Source organism: Streptosporangium sp. DT93, assembly GCF_049844535.1.
Lineage (GTDB): Bacteria > Actinomycetota > Actinomycetes > Streptosporangiales > Streptosporangiaceae > Streptosporangium.
Genome location: NZ_JBNCLF010000010.1, coordinates 252782 through 267391, shown reverse-complemented (window position 1 = coordinate 267391; position 14610 = coordinate 252782). Strand labels below are relative to the sequence as shown.

Here is a 14610-nt window from a genome sequence, read left to right as displayed (position 1 = left end):
AGGACCACTCCCGGAGCGACGAGTTCGGAGAGAACCATGACCTCACCCATTCTGATCACCGGTGGCACGGGCACGCTCGGGCGCCTGGTGGTTCCGCTCCTGCGAGACACCGGCCGCGAGGTGCGGGTGCTCAGCAGGCGCGATCACGAGTCCGGCGACGGCGTCGAGTACGTCACCGGCGACCTGCTCACCGGCGACGGGGTCGGGCCCGCGGTGGACGGGGCCGGCATCGTCCTGCACCTCGCGGGCGGCCCCAAGGGCGACGACGAGGCGACCCGGAACCTGGTCAGGGCCGCGTCGCGAGCCGGGGTGGAGCACCTGGTGTACATCTCGGTCATCGGGGCGGACCGGCTCCCGCTGGCCTGGATGAGGTCCAAGCTGGACGCGGAGCGGGCCGTGGCGGACTCCGGCCTGCCGTGGACGACGCTGCGGGCCGCCCAGTTCCACGACCTGGTCCTGAACGTGGTGCGGAAGATGGCGGCGCTGCCGGTGATACCGATCCCGGGCGGACTGCGGTTCCAGCCGGTCGACGCGCGCGACGTGGCGTCCCACCTGGCGGCGCTGACACTCGGCGACCCGGCCGGCCTCGTGCCCGACCTGGCCGGCCCCAGGGTGTACGGGCTGGACGAGCTGAGCCGGGGATACCTGCGGGCGCGCGGCAGGCGCCGGTTGACGATGCCGGTCCGGATGCCGGGGAAAGCCGGTCGCGCCTACCGGGCCGGTGAGAACCTCACCCTCCGGGGGGCCGTCCTGGGCGAGCGGACCTGGGAGGACTTCCTGGCCGAACGGGTGTCCCCGGGCCGGTCGCCGGGGTCCTCCACCGGGTCCGGCCGGCCTTCCGGATCCGGGAGGGCACGCTGAACCAGGCGAGACCACCGGTCTCGCGCCTCCGAACGGCCGAGTACGACCGTCAAGCACCGCGAAAGCGGCCTGCAACTTGAAATGCCTACAAAGGAGGCAGGCAGGAAAAAGCCATCGTCTTCCCCTTCGAGGCTCTTTTCCAGCGACCCGTGATCCTCGACTCCACCCGCAGGTGGGGCGGACCGGTCAGGACCGACCCAGGGAGAGGCCATGAAGGGCCAGACGCGAACGAGAACGACGATGACCGGCGCCGCACGGCGCCGGTGGGCCGGCGCCGTGGCGGTGCTGGCGGTGGGAACGGCCGTGGCGGGCCTCGGGGCCGGCCCGGCGTCGGCGGCCCGGGGCCCGGGGGTGAACGCGGGTGCGGGCGTGTACGACACGGGCTCCGGCGGAGGCGTCTCCGGTGGGGGCGTGTCCGTCACCCGGGACCCCGCGGGCGTGCCCGGCGGGGCGGGCCTGTCGGGCACGGGCGCGTCCGCCGGGGCTCCCGGCACGACACCCGATCCCGCCCTCGATGTCCGTTTGGAACGTTTCATCAAGAAGGCCCCGACGTGGAGGCGCTGCGGTCTGTTCGAGTGCGCGACCTTCACCGTGCCCGTCGACCACGCCCACCCGGACAACGGCAGGACGTTCACGCTCCCCCTGATCAAGGCGCGGGCGAGCAGGCCCGGCCAGCGGATCGGGACCCTCCTGACCGCCGCGGGAGGGCCAGGCCAGTCCGGCACCTGGATGGTGCGGACCTTCCACGGGACCTGGCCCGCGCAGATCCGCGAGCGCTTCGACGTCATCGGCTTCGACCCGCGCGGGGTCGGCGGCAGCAAGCCCGCCATCGACTGCACGCTGCGAAACGGCGACAAGCCCGTCGGCAAGGCGCGCCGCGACCTCCCGCTGGTGGGCGCGCTCGTCCCGTACTACCGGCTCGGCGTCCGGGCGTGCCTGCGCGGCACCGGCCGGGACGTGCTGCCCCACGTCGGCACCGCCAATGTCGTCACCGACCTGGAGCTGCTGCGCGCGGCACTGCGCCAGAGGACCATCAGTTTCCTCGGCTACTCCTACGGCACGAACATCGGCCAGCGCTACGCGGACCGTTTCCCGCGCCGGGTCCGCGCGATGGTGCTCGACGGCATCGACACCGCGCACCTGAGCTGGGAGACCGACGCCGTGCAGGCGGCAGGCGCCCACGCCGCGGCGCTGCGCTCCTTCGCCGGGCACTGCGCCCGGGACCCCCGGGCGACCTGTCCCGCGGGCAGCGCGAAGGGCGTCCTGGCCGTCATCGACACGGTGATCACGCGCGCGAGGACCACGCCGCTGCGCGCGGGCCGCTACGACCTGGACGCCGACACCCTCCGGGGGGTGATCGGCGGCGCCCTCATCGACCCCTCCAACTGGCGGGAGCTGGCCACCGCGCTCGGGGCCGCGGCCGACGGCGACGGCACCCCGCTCGCGGACCTGCGGGTCAGGCTCGCCTCTCCCTCGGTGTCCCTGCCCGTCGGCGAGGTGACGAGCGTGGTCAACTGCCTCGACCGTCCCCACTCCAGGAACCTGGGCGACTACGAACGGCTCGCCGCGCGGGTCGGCGGCATCGACCGGCTCACCGGCGGGGTGGACCTGACCTGTGCCTTCCTCCCCTCGCCCGCCGTCGCACCGGCGCCCGCGCGGGCCGGGGGCGCCGGTCCGATCCTCCTGATCAGCCACACCCGGGACGCGCGCACGCCGTACCGCTGGGCCAGGGAGGTCGCGGCGAACATGCCCTCGGCCGTGCTGCTGACCTACGACGCCGACGGGCACACCGTCTACGGCAACGGCCTCTCCTCCTGCGTCGACGACACCGTCACCCGCTACCTCGTCGACCTGACCCCGCCCAGGAGGGGCGCGCGCTGCGACCGCTGACCCGGACGTCCCGCACGTGCCGCCGCTCCCGCACCGGCCCGGTCGCGCCGGCAGGTCGTGCGGTCTGGTCGTGCGGTCTGGTCGTGCGGGCCGGGGATTGTAGCCAATGCGGCGCCGCGCGCGGGCGGGCGCGGTGCGGCTCCGCGCGTGGGCGTGTGCAATGGGCTCATGGCTGCCTTATCGATGTGGACCGACCTGCTCCGGGCCCGATCGGCCCTCTGCCTGGGGATCGCCCCCTCCCCCAAGTGGCTGGAGGCGTGGAGGATGCCCGACGACGTGGACGGGGCCCGGCGGATGTGCGCGACGGTGCTGGAGGCCGCGGGCGACCGGGTGTCCGTCTACCGGATCCAGGTGCCGTTCTTCGCCCGGTTCGGCGCCGCGGGCACGGCCCTGCTGCGTGACGTCGTCGACGGCGCGCACGAGCGTGGCTCGCTGGCGGTGCTGGACGCGAAGGTGTGCGACGCCGACGACACGATGGACTCCTACGCCGGGCTCTACCTGGGGCCCGGCAGTGTGCTGGGCGGCGACGCGGTGACGGCGACCCCGTTCATGGGCTTCGCCTCCCTCGGCCCGCTGCTGCGCCGGGCCCGCGACAGCGGGACGCTCGTCATGGTGCTCGTGCGCACCTCCAACCACGCGGCCGGCGGGGTGCAGGGGGCGCTGACGGGCTCGCGCACCGTCGCGCAGCGTACCGCCGACGAGGTACAGGAGTGGAACGACGAGCACGGCGTGGCGGCCGCGGCCGTGGTCGGGGCCTCCCGTGAGGAGGCCGCCGAGCTGGTGGCCCGCATGCCGTCGGCGGTCGTGGAGCTGCCGGGTCTCGGCCGGGCCGGGCGCGCCACCGGCGACCTCGTCGCCGTGGCCGCCGGCGCCCCCGGGCGCGCCGTGCTGCCGGTCACGACCGGCGTGCTGCGGCACGGGCCGGACGTCGCCGCGCTGTCCGCGAGCATCGCGAGCTGGCGGGAGGAGATCGGGGCGGGGGTCCCGGCATGCTGATCGAACTGCGGCCCGGCACCTCCGACGAGGCCGCCGAGGAGGTGGCCGCGCGGGCCGGGGAGCACGAGGACGTCATCGCCTGGCCGCTGCGCCTGGCCGGCCGGTTGTTCGTCGTGGTGAGCGGCGACGAGTCCCTCGTCCGCGTGCCCGGCTCGCCCGCCGTGCTGGCCCGCCGCCCCACCCCCGACGGCCACTGGCTGGTACGGCGGGAGAGCGGCGTGGCCCCGCGCGAGGTCACGATCGGCCCCGCGGCCCCCGGCATTCCGCCCTCCGGTTCCCCGCCGCCTGGCCTCCCGCCCCCCTCCACACCGTCCGCCCCCGCACCGTCCGGTCCCGCACCGTCCGGCACCGCGGCTCCCCGTACCGCCTCCGGAGAGGCCGGTGACCCGGTTCGCGGCGCGGTCGTCGGAGGGGCGCGGCTGTGGTGGGCGGCCGGGCCGTGCGCGCTGGAGTCCGAACAGGACGCGCTCGAGACGGCCAGGGCGGTCAAGGCGCAGGGGGCGCACGCCCTGAGGGCCGGGCTCTACAAGACCCGCAGCAGCCCCTACCACTTCCCCGGCAAGGGGCGGCGGGGCCTGGAGACGCTCGCGGAGGTCCGGCGGGCGGCGGCCATCCCCGTGATCACCGAGGTGTGCGACCCGCGCGAGGTGACCGCGACCGCCGAGGTGGCCGACTGCCTGCAGGTGGACGGTCGGCAGATGGACAACCGCCCGCTCCTGGCCGAGCTGGGCGCCCAGCCCCGGCCCGTGCTGCTGATGCGCGGACCGCAGGCGAGCCTGGACGACTGGCTGCGGGCGGCGGAGTTCGTCCTCGCCCGCGGCAACAACGCCGTGGTGCTCTGCGCGGGCGCCTCGGGGACGCCGCCGCTGCCGGGCTTCGGGGCGATCGCCGCCCTGCGCGCCCGTACCGGCCTGCCGGTGGTCTTCGACCCCAGTCACAGCACCCGTTCGGCCTCGCTGGTGGCCCCGGCCTCGCTGGCGGCGGCGGCGTACGGCGCGGACGGACTGCTCATCGAGTCGTGCCCGAAGCCCGAGCGGCTGTACCGGCCGGGCGACGCGGCCCACATGTTCCCCCCCGAGTCCCTCGCGGACCTGGTCTCCGCCTGCGAGCGGACCCGGGACTCCGCACGAGCCCTGGCGGTTCCACGATGACTGTCTCCACGAATTCCCCCTCCCCCACGTCCCCGGCGACCACCACGTCGCCTGCCGGGGCCCCTTCGGCCTCCCGCGGCACGGTGACACCTCCGGCGAACTGGCTGGTGCCGCTGCACAGGCCGGCGCGGCCACGCGCCCGGCTGGTCTGCGTGCCCAACGCGGGAGGTGGCGCCACGACGTTCCGCGGCTGGGCCGACCTGCTGCCGGGTGACGTGGAGCTGTGGGCGATGCGCTCGCCCGGCAGGGAGACCCGCATCGCGGAGAAGCCTCCGCACCGCCTGTCGATGATCATCGATCCGGTGGTCGACGGGCTGTCGCGGCTGGAGCCGCTGCCGTTCGCGCTGTTCGGGCACAGCATGGGCGCGCTGGTGTCGTTCACGGTGGCACGGCGCCTGCGCTCGCGCGGTCTGCCAGGTCCGGGACGGCTGTTCGTGTCGGGCTGGAACGCCCCCCACTGCAGGGACGGCATGCCGCGGCTCGGCCGGCTGGGCGACGAGGAGCTGATGCGGGTGCTGCACCGGCTCGACGGCATCCCGCCGGAGGTGATCGGCAACCCGGAGCTGATGAGCCTCGTCATGCCGGTGCTGCGGGCCGACCTGAACGCCGCGGAGTCCTACGTCCACCGGGACGAGCCGCCGCTGGCCTGCCCGATCTCGGTGTTCGGCGGGAACGGGGACCCGACGACGACCGCCGGCGGCCTGGGAGCGTGGAGCGCGCAGACCGGTGCCGCGTTCCGGCTGCGCCTGCTGCCGGGCGGGCACTTCTTCATCCACACCCAGCGCCGCGCGGTGCTCCGCGCCATCCGGGGAGACCTCGGCACCTGCCGGTGAGCGCGGACCGGTGAACGCGGACCGGTGAACATGGACCGATGAGCGCGAGCCCGGCCCGAGCCCGCCCCGGGACGACGGGGAGGGCTCGGCGCCTCCCGGCGGGCTCAGCGCTTCTTGGCCGTGAGTCTGCCCATGGACAGGACGGCCTCGGTGCCGTAGAAGCGGCCGACGCGCTCGGCCTCCCGCTCCAGCTCCTTCTTCCGGCCGGAGTCGAGGTCGGCGAACGACTCGACCTTGATCTCCAGCTTGCCGCCCTTCTCCTTCCGCTCCCACATCCCGCCCACGACGCCGTCGACGAGCATGATCTGGTGGGCGACCGCGCCCTCGTACTTCCCGCGGCCGTGCTCGAAGACGCGCGCGGCGGTGTCCTTGGGCACGACGACCTCCTTGGGGCCGCTGCCCAGGACGTAGGCCTCGTACTGCGGCAGCAGCCGCAGGCAGCTCGGGTCGGACGGCCAGCGGCCCTCGTCGGAGGCCAGGACGTAGGCCTTGCGCCCCTCGACCTCGACCCGGGTGACCTCGTCGCCGAGCGACTCCAGCGCCTCGCGCGCCTCGGGCGGCCTGAGCGCGAACCAGCGGGCCAGGTCCTGGTGGGTGGCGGGCCCGTACGCGCGCAGGTAGCGGCGCACGATCTCCATCGCCGACTCCTCCGGGTCGGGCTGGTCCTTGACCTCGGCCTTCAGCCCGGCCCACCGGTCGGGCCTGACGTAGGTGACCTTCGCTCCCCGTACGGGACCGAAGCAGAGCACGCCGAGGTAGGCGACGGGGCGCAGCAGCTCGCCCCAGTTGGAGGTGAGCTTGTCCTTGGCCCAGGCGCCGACGCGTCCGGAGACCTCCCCGGCCAGCTCCTCGCGGGTCAGGCACTCCCCGTCCAGCGCCTCGCGGACCGCGTCGACGAACGCCTCGCCCTGCTTGGCGGTGAGCCCGTGGTGGGCGTGCCAGCTCCCCTTGGCCCGCCAGTAGGGCTTCCAGCGCATGGCCGCCATCCACAGCGCCAGCTCGTCGGCGGCGTGCACGTGCAGGGTGCCGCGCAGGCTGTAGGTCTTGACCAGCCGTTTTTTGTCGTACAGCTCCGCGCGGACCTTCTCCTGCGTGGCGTCCTTCACCCGTGACCCGATGGCCAGCTCGGCCGCGGCGGCGACCTGCGACTGGACCCCGCACACGTCGCGCACGGGTTTGCGCAGGTCGCCGGAGACGGGTGTCACGAGATGGTGGCGGGCCAGCCGCCGCGCGTGGACCTGATCCCAGGTGAGTGAGTTCATGGCCGGTGCTTCTACCCCATGGGGTGGAGGCGAACCTGGACGTGCTTGACACCGTTGATGACGGGAGAGCGCAGATAGTCGGGCGGCTCGAGCAGCTCGGCCCCCGACACCGTCGACACCAGCTCGTCGAGGAAGACGGTGAGTTCCAGCTCCGCGAGGGCCGACCCCAGGCAGAAGTGCGGTCCTGAGCCGAACGCGACGTGCCCGTTGCGGGAGCTGCGGGGACGCCCGACGTCGAACACCTCCGGATCGTCGAACACGCGCTCGTCGCGGTTGGCGGAGGTGTGCCAGATGACGACGTCCTGCCCCGGCAGGACGGTCCTGCCGTGCAGTTCGGTCTCGCGGACGGCGCGGCGCAGCACGTGGCGGCTGGGCGAGGTCCAGCGCAGCAGCTCGCCCACCGCGTTCGGCATCAGCTCGCGGTTCTCGCGCAGCCGCCGCCACTGGCCGGGGTGCTCCATGAACGCCAGCAGTCCCCCGACGGCGGCGTGCCGGGTGGTCTCGTTGCCGCCGAGCATCAGCACGTCGAAGAAGAGCAGGCACTCCTCCTCGGTCAGCACCCCGTCGTCCTGGGAACGGGCGAGCAGGGTGACGATGTCGTCGCCCGGAGAGCTGCGGCGTTTCTCCATCAGGCCCTGGCAGTACAGCAGGAGCTGGCCGTGCGCCTGGGCGGCGTTGGCGCGCACGTCGGAGGTCATCTGGTACTCGCTGTCGTGCGAGCCGAAGGCCGTGGAGGTGAGCCTGAGCATCTGGTCCCAGTCCTGGCGCGGCACGTCGAGCAGCGCGGAGATGCCCGCGACGGGCAGGGCCGCCACGACGGTCGCGAAGTCGCACTCCCGGCGCTCCAGGGCGTCGGCGAACACCTCCTTGACGACCGAGCGCAGGTAGGGCTCCAGCGCGGCGATGGCCCGCGGCGTGAAGCACTTGTTGACCAGCTTGCGCAGCTCGGTGTGGCGGGGCGGGTCGGTCGTGTTGATCATCTTCCCGGACCCCTGGTCGCTGGTGTTGCGGTGCGGGCCGAGGGTGTTGGTCTGGTTGGAGCTGAAGGTCCGGGTGTCCTTCTGGACCTTCACGCAGTCCTCGTACCGGGTGACCGACCAGAAGCCGGGTTCCCTGCCGTCGGGGTTCCAGTGGAGCGGGTCGTTGTCGCGCAGGTGGCGGAAGACCTCGTGGGGCCTGTCGCCGACGTGCAGATCGGCGTCGGCCAGATCAACGTCAGTCATTGGGAACTTCCCATTCCTCGGTGAATTCTCCGGTAGAAGTCATCTCGCCGGCGGGATGGCCGTGATTGTGCGGCGGGGCGGGCCCGACCATTGCGAGGTCGGGATTATAGGCCGCCTCCCGGACCTTCGCCCGGGTGCTTTTTCGCGTTTCCGGTGACGTGGTTATCGTCCTCCCATGGTTCTACGTGTCAAGCTCACCCTGTCACTGCTCACGGCCTCCGCCCTGGTGGGAGGCTCCTCTCCGCCGGTGGAGCGGCCTGTCGCGGTGCAGGCCGCGAGACCGTTCACGATGCAGGACTTCATGGCCACGAAGAAACTCGGCCAGGTCGTCCCCTCTCCGGACGGTAAAGCCGTCGCGGTCGTCGTGAAACGCGGACCGGGCGAGTCGAGCAGATATGGCGCGTCATTTGTCGACGGAAACGAGCGCGCCGACATCTGGGTCGCGGACGGCGAGGGACCGGCCCGTGACGTGACGCACGGCGTCAAGGACGGCACCGGCCACTACAACCCGGTGTGGTCGCCCGACGGGCGCATGCTGGCCTTCGCCTCCACCCGCGGCGGCGACGACGTGTTCCTGCACGTCTGGAACCGTGCGACGGGCGAGATCCGCAAGCTGACCCCGCGCGGGGTGCAGACGATGACGAACGCCTCCGGCTACCTGATCCAGTGGCTGGACGCGCGGCGGATCGCCGCCCCGATGGTGGACCCCGGACGCTGGACCCTGGAGTACGGGCAGTGGCTGGAGGCCCAGCGCGTCGCCCCGAAGGAGTGGGCCAAGGTCGAGCGCGGCAAGGAGGACACCGCCACGGTGTTCGACGCCCCCGCGGACGACGGCCCGGACGCGCTGGACGAGCAGGTCGCGATCGTCGACGCCGTGACCGGCGCGATCACCTCCGCGGGCCCGGCCCGCACCTACACCGCGGGCAACCTGGTGGCCGACCCGACCGGGCGGCACATCGCCCGCGTGGACGACCTCGGCCCCACCCCGGCGCGCCCCGGACGGCTCAAGCGGATCCTGGAGCGGCGCACGCAGCTCGCGATCGCCTCCGCCTCCGGCGGGCGTCCGCGCGTGGTGACCGAGGTGGCGAGTCCCTCGGTCACCGTGCAGCCCCGCTGGGCGGCCGACGGCTCCGGCCTGCTGGCCGTCGGCAAGGCCACCCCCGAGACGCCCGACCCGTTCACCGCCTACCTGGTGCCCTCCTCCGGCGGGAAGGCCGTCCCGCTGGCCGCCGACCGGCTGGTGGCCACCGGCCTGCTGTGGGGCGCGGGAACGCCGCTGGTGCGCGGCGCGGCGGTCAAGGACGCCGCGGACCCGGCGGCCCGCCAGGACTGGTGGGCGTTCGACCCGGCGGACCCGGCCGCGAAGCCGCGTGACCTGACCTCGCGGTTCAAGGTGCCGCCGCTGGAGCTGGTGCCGGTGGCCGGCGGCGTGCTGGGCGTGGCCGACGGGCGTGCCTGGCTGATCGACCCGCGTACCGGGCAGGCGCGCGACCTGAACGCCACGAGTGCCGCCCCGCTGGCGGAACTGGCCTGGCCGCTGGACGACGGGGTCAGGCGCAACGGCGTGCGCCCCACCGACCGGGGCGGCGCCGAACCGGCCAACCCCCGCCTCGACCGCGACTTCCCCGTGGTGCTGGCGCGCGACGCCAAGGGCGGCCTGTACGAGCTGACGCCCGGCTCCTCGCCCGTGCTGACCCCGCTCCCGGTCCCCCACCCCGAGGCCGGTGTCGCCGGGTACTCCCCGGCGAGCCGCACCGCGGTCTTCGGTGCGGGCGGCGACCGCGGCACCGCGCTGTGGACCACCCGCGCCGGGCGCCACACCCAGCGCCTGTCGCTGAACGCCCACCTGGCGCAGGTGGCCGTCCCCGAGCGCAGGCTCGTCACCTACAAGGGGGCCGGCGGGGAGAAGCTGACCGGCGCGCTGCTGCTGCCCCCGGGTCACCGCGACGGGCAGCGCCACCCGCTCGTCGTCAACGTGTACGGCACCCGGATCGTCTCCACGCTGGACGACGTGCCGGAGTTCACGGTGAACAACCCGAGCTACCTGACCCTGCAGTTCATGACGGCCCGCGGCTACGCCGTGCTCGTCCCCTCCATCCCCCGCCCCACGGGCAAGGCGGCGGCCGAGCCGATGACCTGGCCCACCAAGCCGATCATGAACGCGGTGGACGCCGCGATCGACGCGGGGGTGGCCGACCCGAAGCGGCTGGCGGTGATGGGGCACTCCTTCGGCTCCTACAACGTGCACTCCCTCGTCACGCAGACCGACCGGTTCGACGCGGCGATCGCCATCTCCGGCTTCTCCAACGTGATCAGCAGCTACGGGGTGTTCGACGCCCGCTTCCGCTACACACCGCGCGCGCAGGAGTGGTTCGCCCCCGCCTACGTCGAGGACCCGGCGTTCGAGTTCGGCCTGGGCAAGCCTCCGTGGGAGGACCCGCAGCGGTACGTGCGCAACAGCCCGCTCCTGCACGCCGGGAAGATCGAGACGCCGGTGCTCATGCTGCACGGCGAGCGTGACTACCTGACCCACACCGGCTCCGAGGAGATGTACACGGCGCTGGCCCGGCAGGCCAAGAAGGTGCGGCTGGTCAGCTACTGGGGCGAGGCGCACATGCCGTACTCGATCGTCTCGCCCGCGAACTTCCGGAGCATGATCGAGCAGGAGCTGGACTGGCTCCGCCTGAACCTGAAGGGAGACACCCCGTGAGGCTCTTCTCCCCCGTCCAGGAGCGGGCGTGGCTGGAGCACCGGATCCGCGGCGACGCCGTACCGGACGGGACGTCCCTGCGGCTGCGGCTGGCCGGGCCCCTGGACGAGAAGGCGCTGGGCTCGGCGCTCGGTGACCTGGCGGCGCGGCACGAGGTGCTGCGCTGGTCCCTGCCCACGCGCGGGGACGGGCCCCGCCCGGTGGTGTCGGCCGGGGGGCTGCCCGCGCCCCGGCCGGTGCCGGTCCAGGCGGAGCGGCTCGACGCGGCGCTGGCCGAGCTGGAGGCCAGGCCGTTCGACCTGGTGACGGGGCCGCTGGCCCGCGTGTCGCTGCTGGCGCTCGGCCCCGAGGAGCACGTGCTGGTGCTGCGCACGCATCCGTGCGTCGCCGACGAGGGCTCGGCCGCCGTGCTGGCCGCCGACCTGGCCGAGCTGTACCGGTCCCGGGTGGAGGGTGACGCCCCCCGCCTGCCCGACGTGAGGACACCGGCGGGGTGGACGGCGGGCACGGGGGCACGCGGCGGGGGGACGCCGGACGGGGAGGTACCCGGCCGCAGGACCGGGGACGGAGCGGCACCCGGCCGACGGACCCCGGACGGAGCGGCACCGGATGAGGCGGCACCAGGGGGAAAGGCGCCGGACGGGACGGCACCGGGTGCCCGGGAACGGGAGTTCTGGCGCGGGGCGCTACGGGACGTGCCCCCGCTGGAGCCGGCCACCGACCGTCCCCGCCCGGGGCGCCGCTCCGGCGCCGGTGGGACGCACCACTTCGAGGTGAACGTGCCCGCCGGGCCCGGCTCCCCCGCCCTGGCGGTGCTCGCGGCGTTCGCCGTCGTGCTGGCACGCTGCTCGGGCCAGGAACGCTTCACGATCGGCATGCGCGCCCCCGGCCGCCTCTCCGGGCCGCTCGGCGCGGAACCCGGCGGGGGACACTGCGGGGAACCCGGCAGGGAACACGGCGGAGAGCCCAGCGCGTTCGCCGCCACGGCGGGACCGCTGGACGACCTCCTCCCCCTGCCCGTGGACCTGTCCGCAGACCCGGACCTCGCCACGTTCTCCGCCCGCCTGGAGCGGGCCGCCGACGACGCCTGGCGGCACCGGCTGCCGTTGCAGGACATCGTCTCCGTCCTCGCCCCGCCCCGCGACCCCAGCCGGGGCGCGCTGTTCGACGTGGCGTACGGCCTCGTGTCCCCTCCCGTCGCGCACGAGGCGGCGGGCCTGCGCCTCGAACCGCTCGGCGACCGGGAGGGCCTTCCGGCGCCCGCGGCCTGCGACCTGGACCTGCGCCTCCATTCGGGACCGCCGGACGACGGCGCCGGGCCCCGCGGTGACGGCGGGCCGGGGGAAGGCGGCGGGTCGTCCCCCGGGAGCGACGGCACGCGGGAGGGGCACGGGCTCCGGGCGACGCTCACGTACGCCACCGACGTCTTCGACCACGGCACGGTCGCGCTGATGGCCGCCCGTCTGAACCGGCTGCTCGGCGAGATGGCCCGCTCCCCCGGGCGGCCGGTGCTCGACCTGCCGCTCGACGACCGCTCGGGCCCGATCCCCGGCCCTCCCCCGGCGGTGGACCTCGACGCCCCCGGCTCCACGCTGGCGGCGCTGATCGCCGCCCAGGCGGGACGTACTCCCGACGCGCTCGCCGTGGACGGCGACGACGGGCGGCTCACCTACCGCGAGCTGGACGAACGCGCCCGGGAGCTGGCCGGGTGGCTGGCCGCCGAGGGGGTGGGGCCCGGGACCGTGGCCGCGATCTGCCTGCCGCGCTCGGCCCGGCTGGTGACGGTCGTGGCCGGGGTGCTGTACGCGGGCGGCGCCTTCCTGGCGCTGGACCCGTCCCAGCCGGCCCCCCGGCTGGAGTACCTGCTGTCCGACGCGGCGGCGGCCGTGCTGGTGAGCACCGGGGAGATCCTTCAGGGCCTGCCGGAGGGCGGGGGGCGCCGCCTCGACCTCGACCGGCGCGACCCGGCCGTGACCGCCCCGGCGCGGCCCGCCGGACCGCGCGACCTCGCGTACATGATCTACACCTCGGGGTCGACCGGACTGCCCAAGGGGGTGCTGCTGGAGCATTCCGGCGCGTGCAACCTGGTCGTGTCCCTCGCCCCGGAGCTGGGCGTCGGCCCCGGCGTGCGGCTGCTGCAGTTCGCGCCGCCGACCTTCGACGCCTGGGTCTGGGAGGTCTTCACCACGCTGGTCTCCGGGGGCACCCTGTGCGTGCCGGAGGCGGGGAACATCCTCGTCGGCCGGGCGCTGAGCAGGTGCCTGTCGGAGCGCGAGGTGAACGCCGTGCTGCTGCCCCCCTCGGTGATCGCCACGCTGCCCGGTGACGACCCGCTGCCCGGCCTGCGGGTGCTGGTGACCGGCGGTGAGGCGTGCACCCCCGAGCTGGTCGAGCGCTGGGGCACCGGCCGGCGCATGGTCAACGCCTACGGGCCGACCGAGGCGACCGTCATCGCCACCCTGGCCGACTGCGTGCCCGGGGAGGGCGTTCCGCCGATCGGGCTGCCCATGGCGGGGGCGTACGCGCTGGTGCTGGACGCCGCCGGACGGGCCGCGCCGCCGGGTGTGCCCGGCGAGCTGTACGTGGGCGGCGCGGGCGTGGCCCGCGGCTACCACCGGCGGCCCGCGCTGACCGCCGAGCGGTTCGTCCCCCTCGCCTCTCCCGCGCCCACCGCGCCGGACGCGCCGTCCGCGGCGACGCCGGACGTGTCGTCACCGCCGACGGCGGGCGTGTCGTCATCGCCGGCGACGGACGCTTCGTCGCCGGACGGACGTTCCCTTCCGGCCGCGGGCGAACGCCCGGCCGCGACGGTGGCCGGTGCGCGGCTCTACCGGACCGGTGACCTGGTGCGGCAGCGTCCCGACGGCCGTCTCGACTTCATCGGCCGGGTGGACCACCAGGTCAAGCATCGCGGTTACCGGATCGAGCTGGGCGAGATCGAGCAGACGCTGCGGGCCTGTCCCGGCGTCGACGACGCGGCCGTGACGCTGGAGGACGAGCAACTGGTCGCCTACGTGGCCGCCCTCTCCCCCGCGTCGGGACCCTCCACGCCCGGACACGCCTCCGGTTCCGGTTCCGGATCCGGAACCGGGGGCGTGTCCGGGTCCGGGTCCGGGCACGACCCGGCCCCCGTGACGGCGAAGGACGCCAGGGCGTGGACGGCCGGACGGCTGCCCGGCTACATGGTGCCGGGCACCGTGCACGTGCTGGACGAGCTGCCGCTGACGAGCGCGGGAAAGATCGACCGTCGTCGGCTGGCCTCCTCGGCCGCCCGCGCGGGGAACCGGCCTGAGGCGCCGCGCGACCGGCTGGAGCTGGAGGTGCTGGAGGCGTTCCGGCGGGTGCTGGACGAGCCCCGTATCGGCCCGCACGACTCCTTCTTCGCGTCAGGCGGCGACTCCCGGCTCGCGGTGACACTGCTCGGCCGCCTGCGCGAAGAACTGCGCAGGCCGGTCGCGGCCCGCCTGCTGTGGGAGCGTCCCACGGCCGCCGACCTGGCCTCGGCCCTGCGCGAACGCGCCTAGACCACCGCGCCGGCCGGGTCCCCACGATCCCTCGGTCCCAGGTCGGCCGGGTCCCTGTGGGTCATCGGTCCCGGTCGGCTGGACCCCCACCAGAGCCGGCCGGGGGGGGCGGGGGGGGGGGGGGGGGGGGGGGGGGGGGCGGGGGGGGCGGGGGGCGGGC

Annotated in this window: 9 protein-coding genes; 7 read left to right on the top strand and 2 right to left on the bottom strand. The window is 74.7% G+C overall.

What is annotated here, in order from left to right; translation table 11 throughout:
• The first annotated feature begins 36 nt into the window (after positions 1–36).
• The 5 genes from ACLQ2R_RS22665 (at position 37) to ACLQ2R_RS22645 (ending at position 5731) form a co-directional block, all read left to right on the top strand.
• The gene (locus tag ACLQ2R_RS22665) at positions 37–861 is read left to right on the top strand and encodes an SDR family oxidoreductase (RefSeq protein ID WP_425962384.1); all 825 of its coding nucleotides are present in this window, start codon (positions 37–39) and stop codon (positions 859–861) included.
• Positions 862–1101: 240 nt separating this feature from the next.
• On the top strand, positions 1102–2751 hold the full coding sequence (locus ACLQ2R_RS22660; RefSeq protein ID WP_425962382.1) for an alpha/beta hydrolase: 1650 nt from the start codon (positions 1102–1104) through the stop codon (positions 2749–2751).
• Between the two features lie 168 nt (positions 2752–2919).
• A complete protein-coding gene (pyrF, locus tag ACLQ2R_RS22655) occupies positions 2920–3747 on the top strand; it encodes an orotidine-5'-phosphate decarboxylase (RefSeq protein ID WP_425962380.1) in 828 nt (275 codons plus the stop codon).
• Positions 3741–4898, top strand: coding sequence for a hypothetical protein (locus ACLQ2R_RS22650; RefSeq protein ID WP_425962379.1), 1158 nt, complete (start codon positions 3741–3743; stop codon positions 4896–4898). Before pyrF ends, ACLQ2R_RS22650 begins: the two co-directional genes overlap by 7 nt.
• 83 nt (positions 4899–4981) lie before the next feature.
• Entirely contained in the window at positions 4982–5731 is a 750-nt protein-coding gene (locus ACLQ2R_RS22645; protein ID WP_425962378.1) for a thioesterase II family protein, read from the top strand.
• Between the two features lie 104 nt (positions 5732–5835).
• On the opposite strand, the gene ACLQ2R_RS22640 is transcribed toward ACLQ2R_RS22645, so the two are convergent.
• The gene (locus tag ACLQ2R_RS22640) at positions 5836–6993 is read right to left on the bottom strand and encodes a winged helix DNA-binding domain-containing protein (protein WP_425962377.1); all 1158 of its coding nucleotides are present in this window, start codon (positions 6991–6993) and stop codon (positions 5836–5838) included.
• 11 nt (positions 6994–7004) lie between these two features.
• Positions 7005–8216, bottom strand: coding sequence for a cytochrome P450 (locus ACLQ2R_RS22635; protein WP_425962375.1), 1212 nt, complete (start codon positions 8214–8216; stop codon positions 7005–7007).
• A gap of 175 nt (positions 8217–8391) precedes the next feature.
• Here ACLQ2R_RS22635 and ACLQ2R_RS22630 point away from each other — a divergent pair, with 175 nt between their 5' ends.
• Positions 8392–10926: a S9 family peptidase gene (locus tag ACLQ2R_RS22630; RefSeq protein ID WP_425962374.1), complete on the top strand. Its 2535-nt coding sequence runs from the start codon at positions 8392–8394 to the stop codon at positions 10924–10926.
• Complete coding sequence (locus ACLQ2R_RS22625) at positions 10923–14450, top strand: non-ribosomal peptide synthetase (RefSeq protein ID WP_425962373.1); 3528 nt, start codon at positions 10923–10925, stop codon at positions 14448–14450. The genes ACLQ2R_RS22630 and ACLQ2R_RS22625 overlap by 4 nt, the downstream gene beginning before the upstream one ends.
• The last annotated feature ends 160 nt before the right edge of the window (positions 14451–14610 follow it).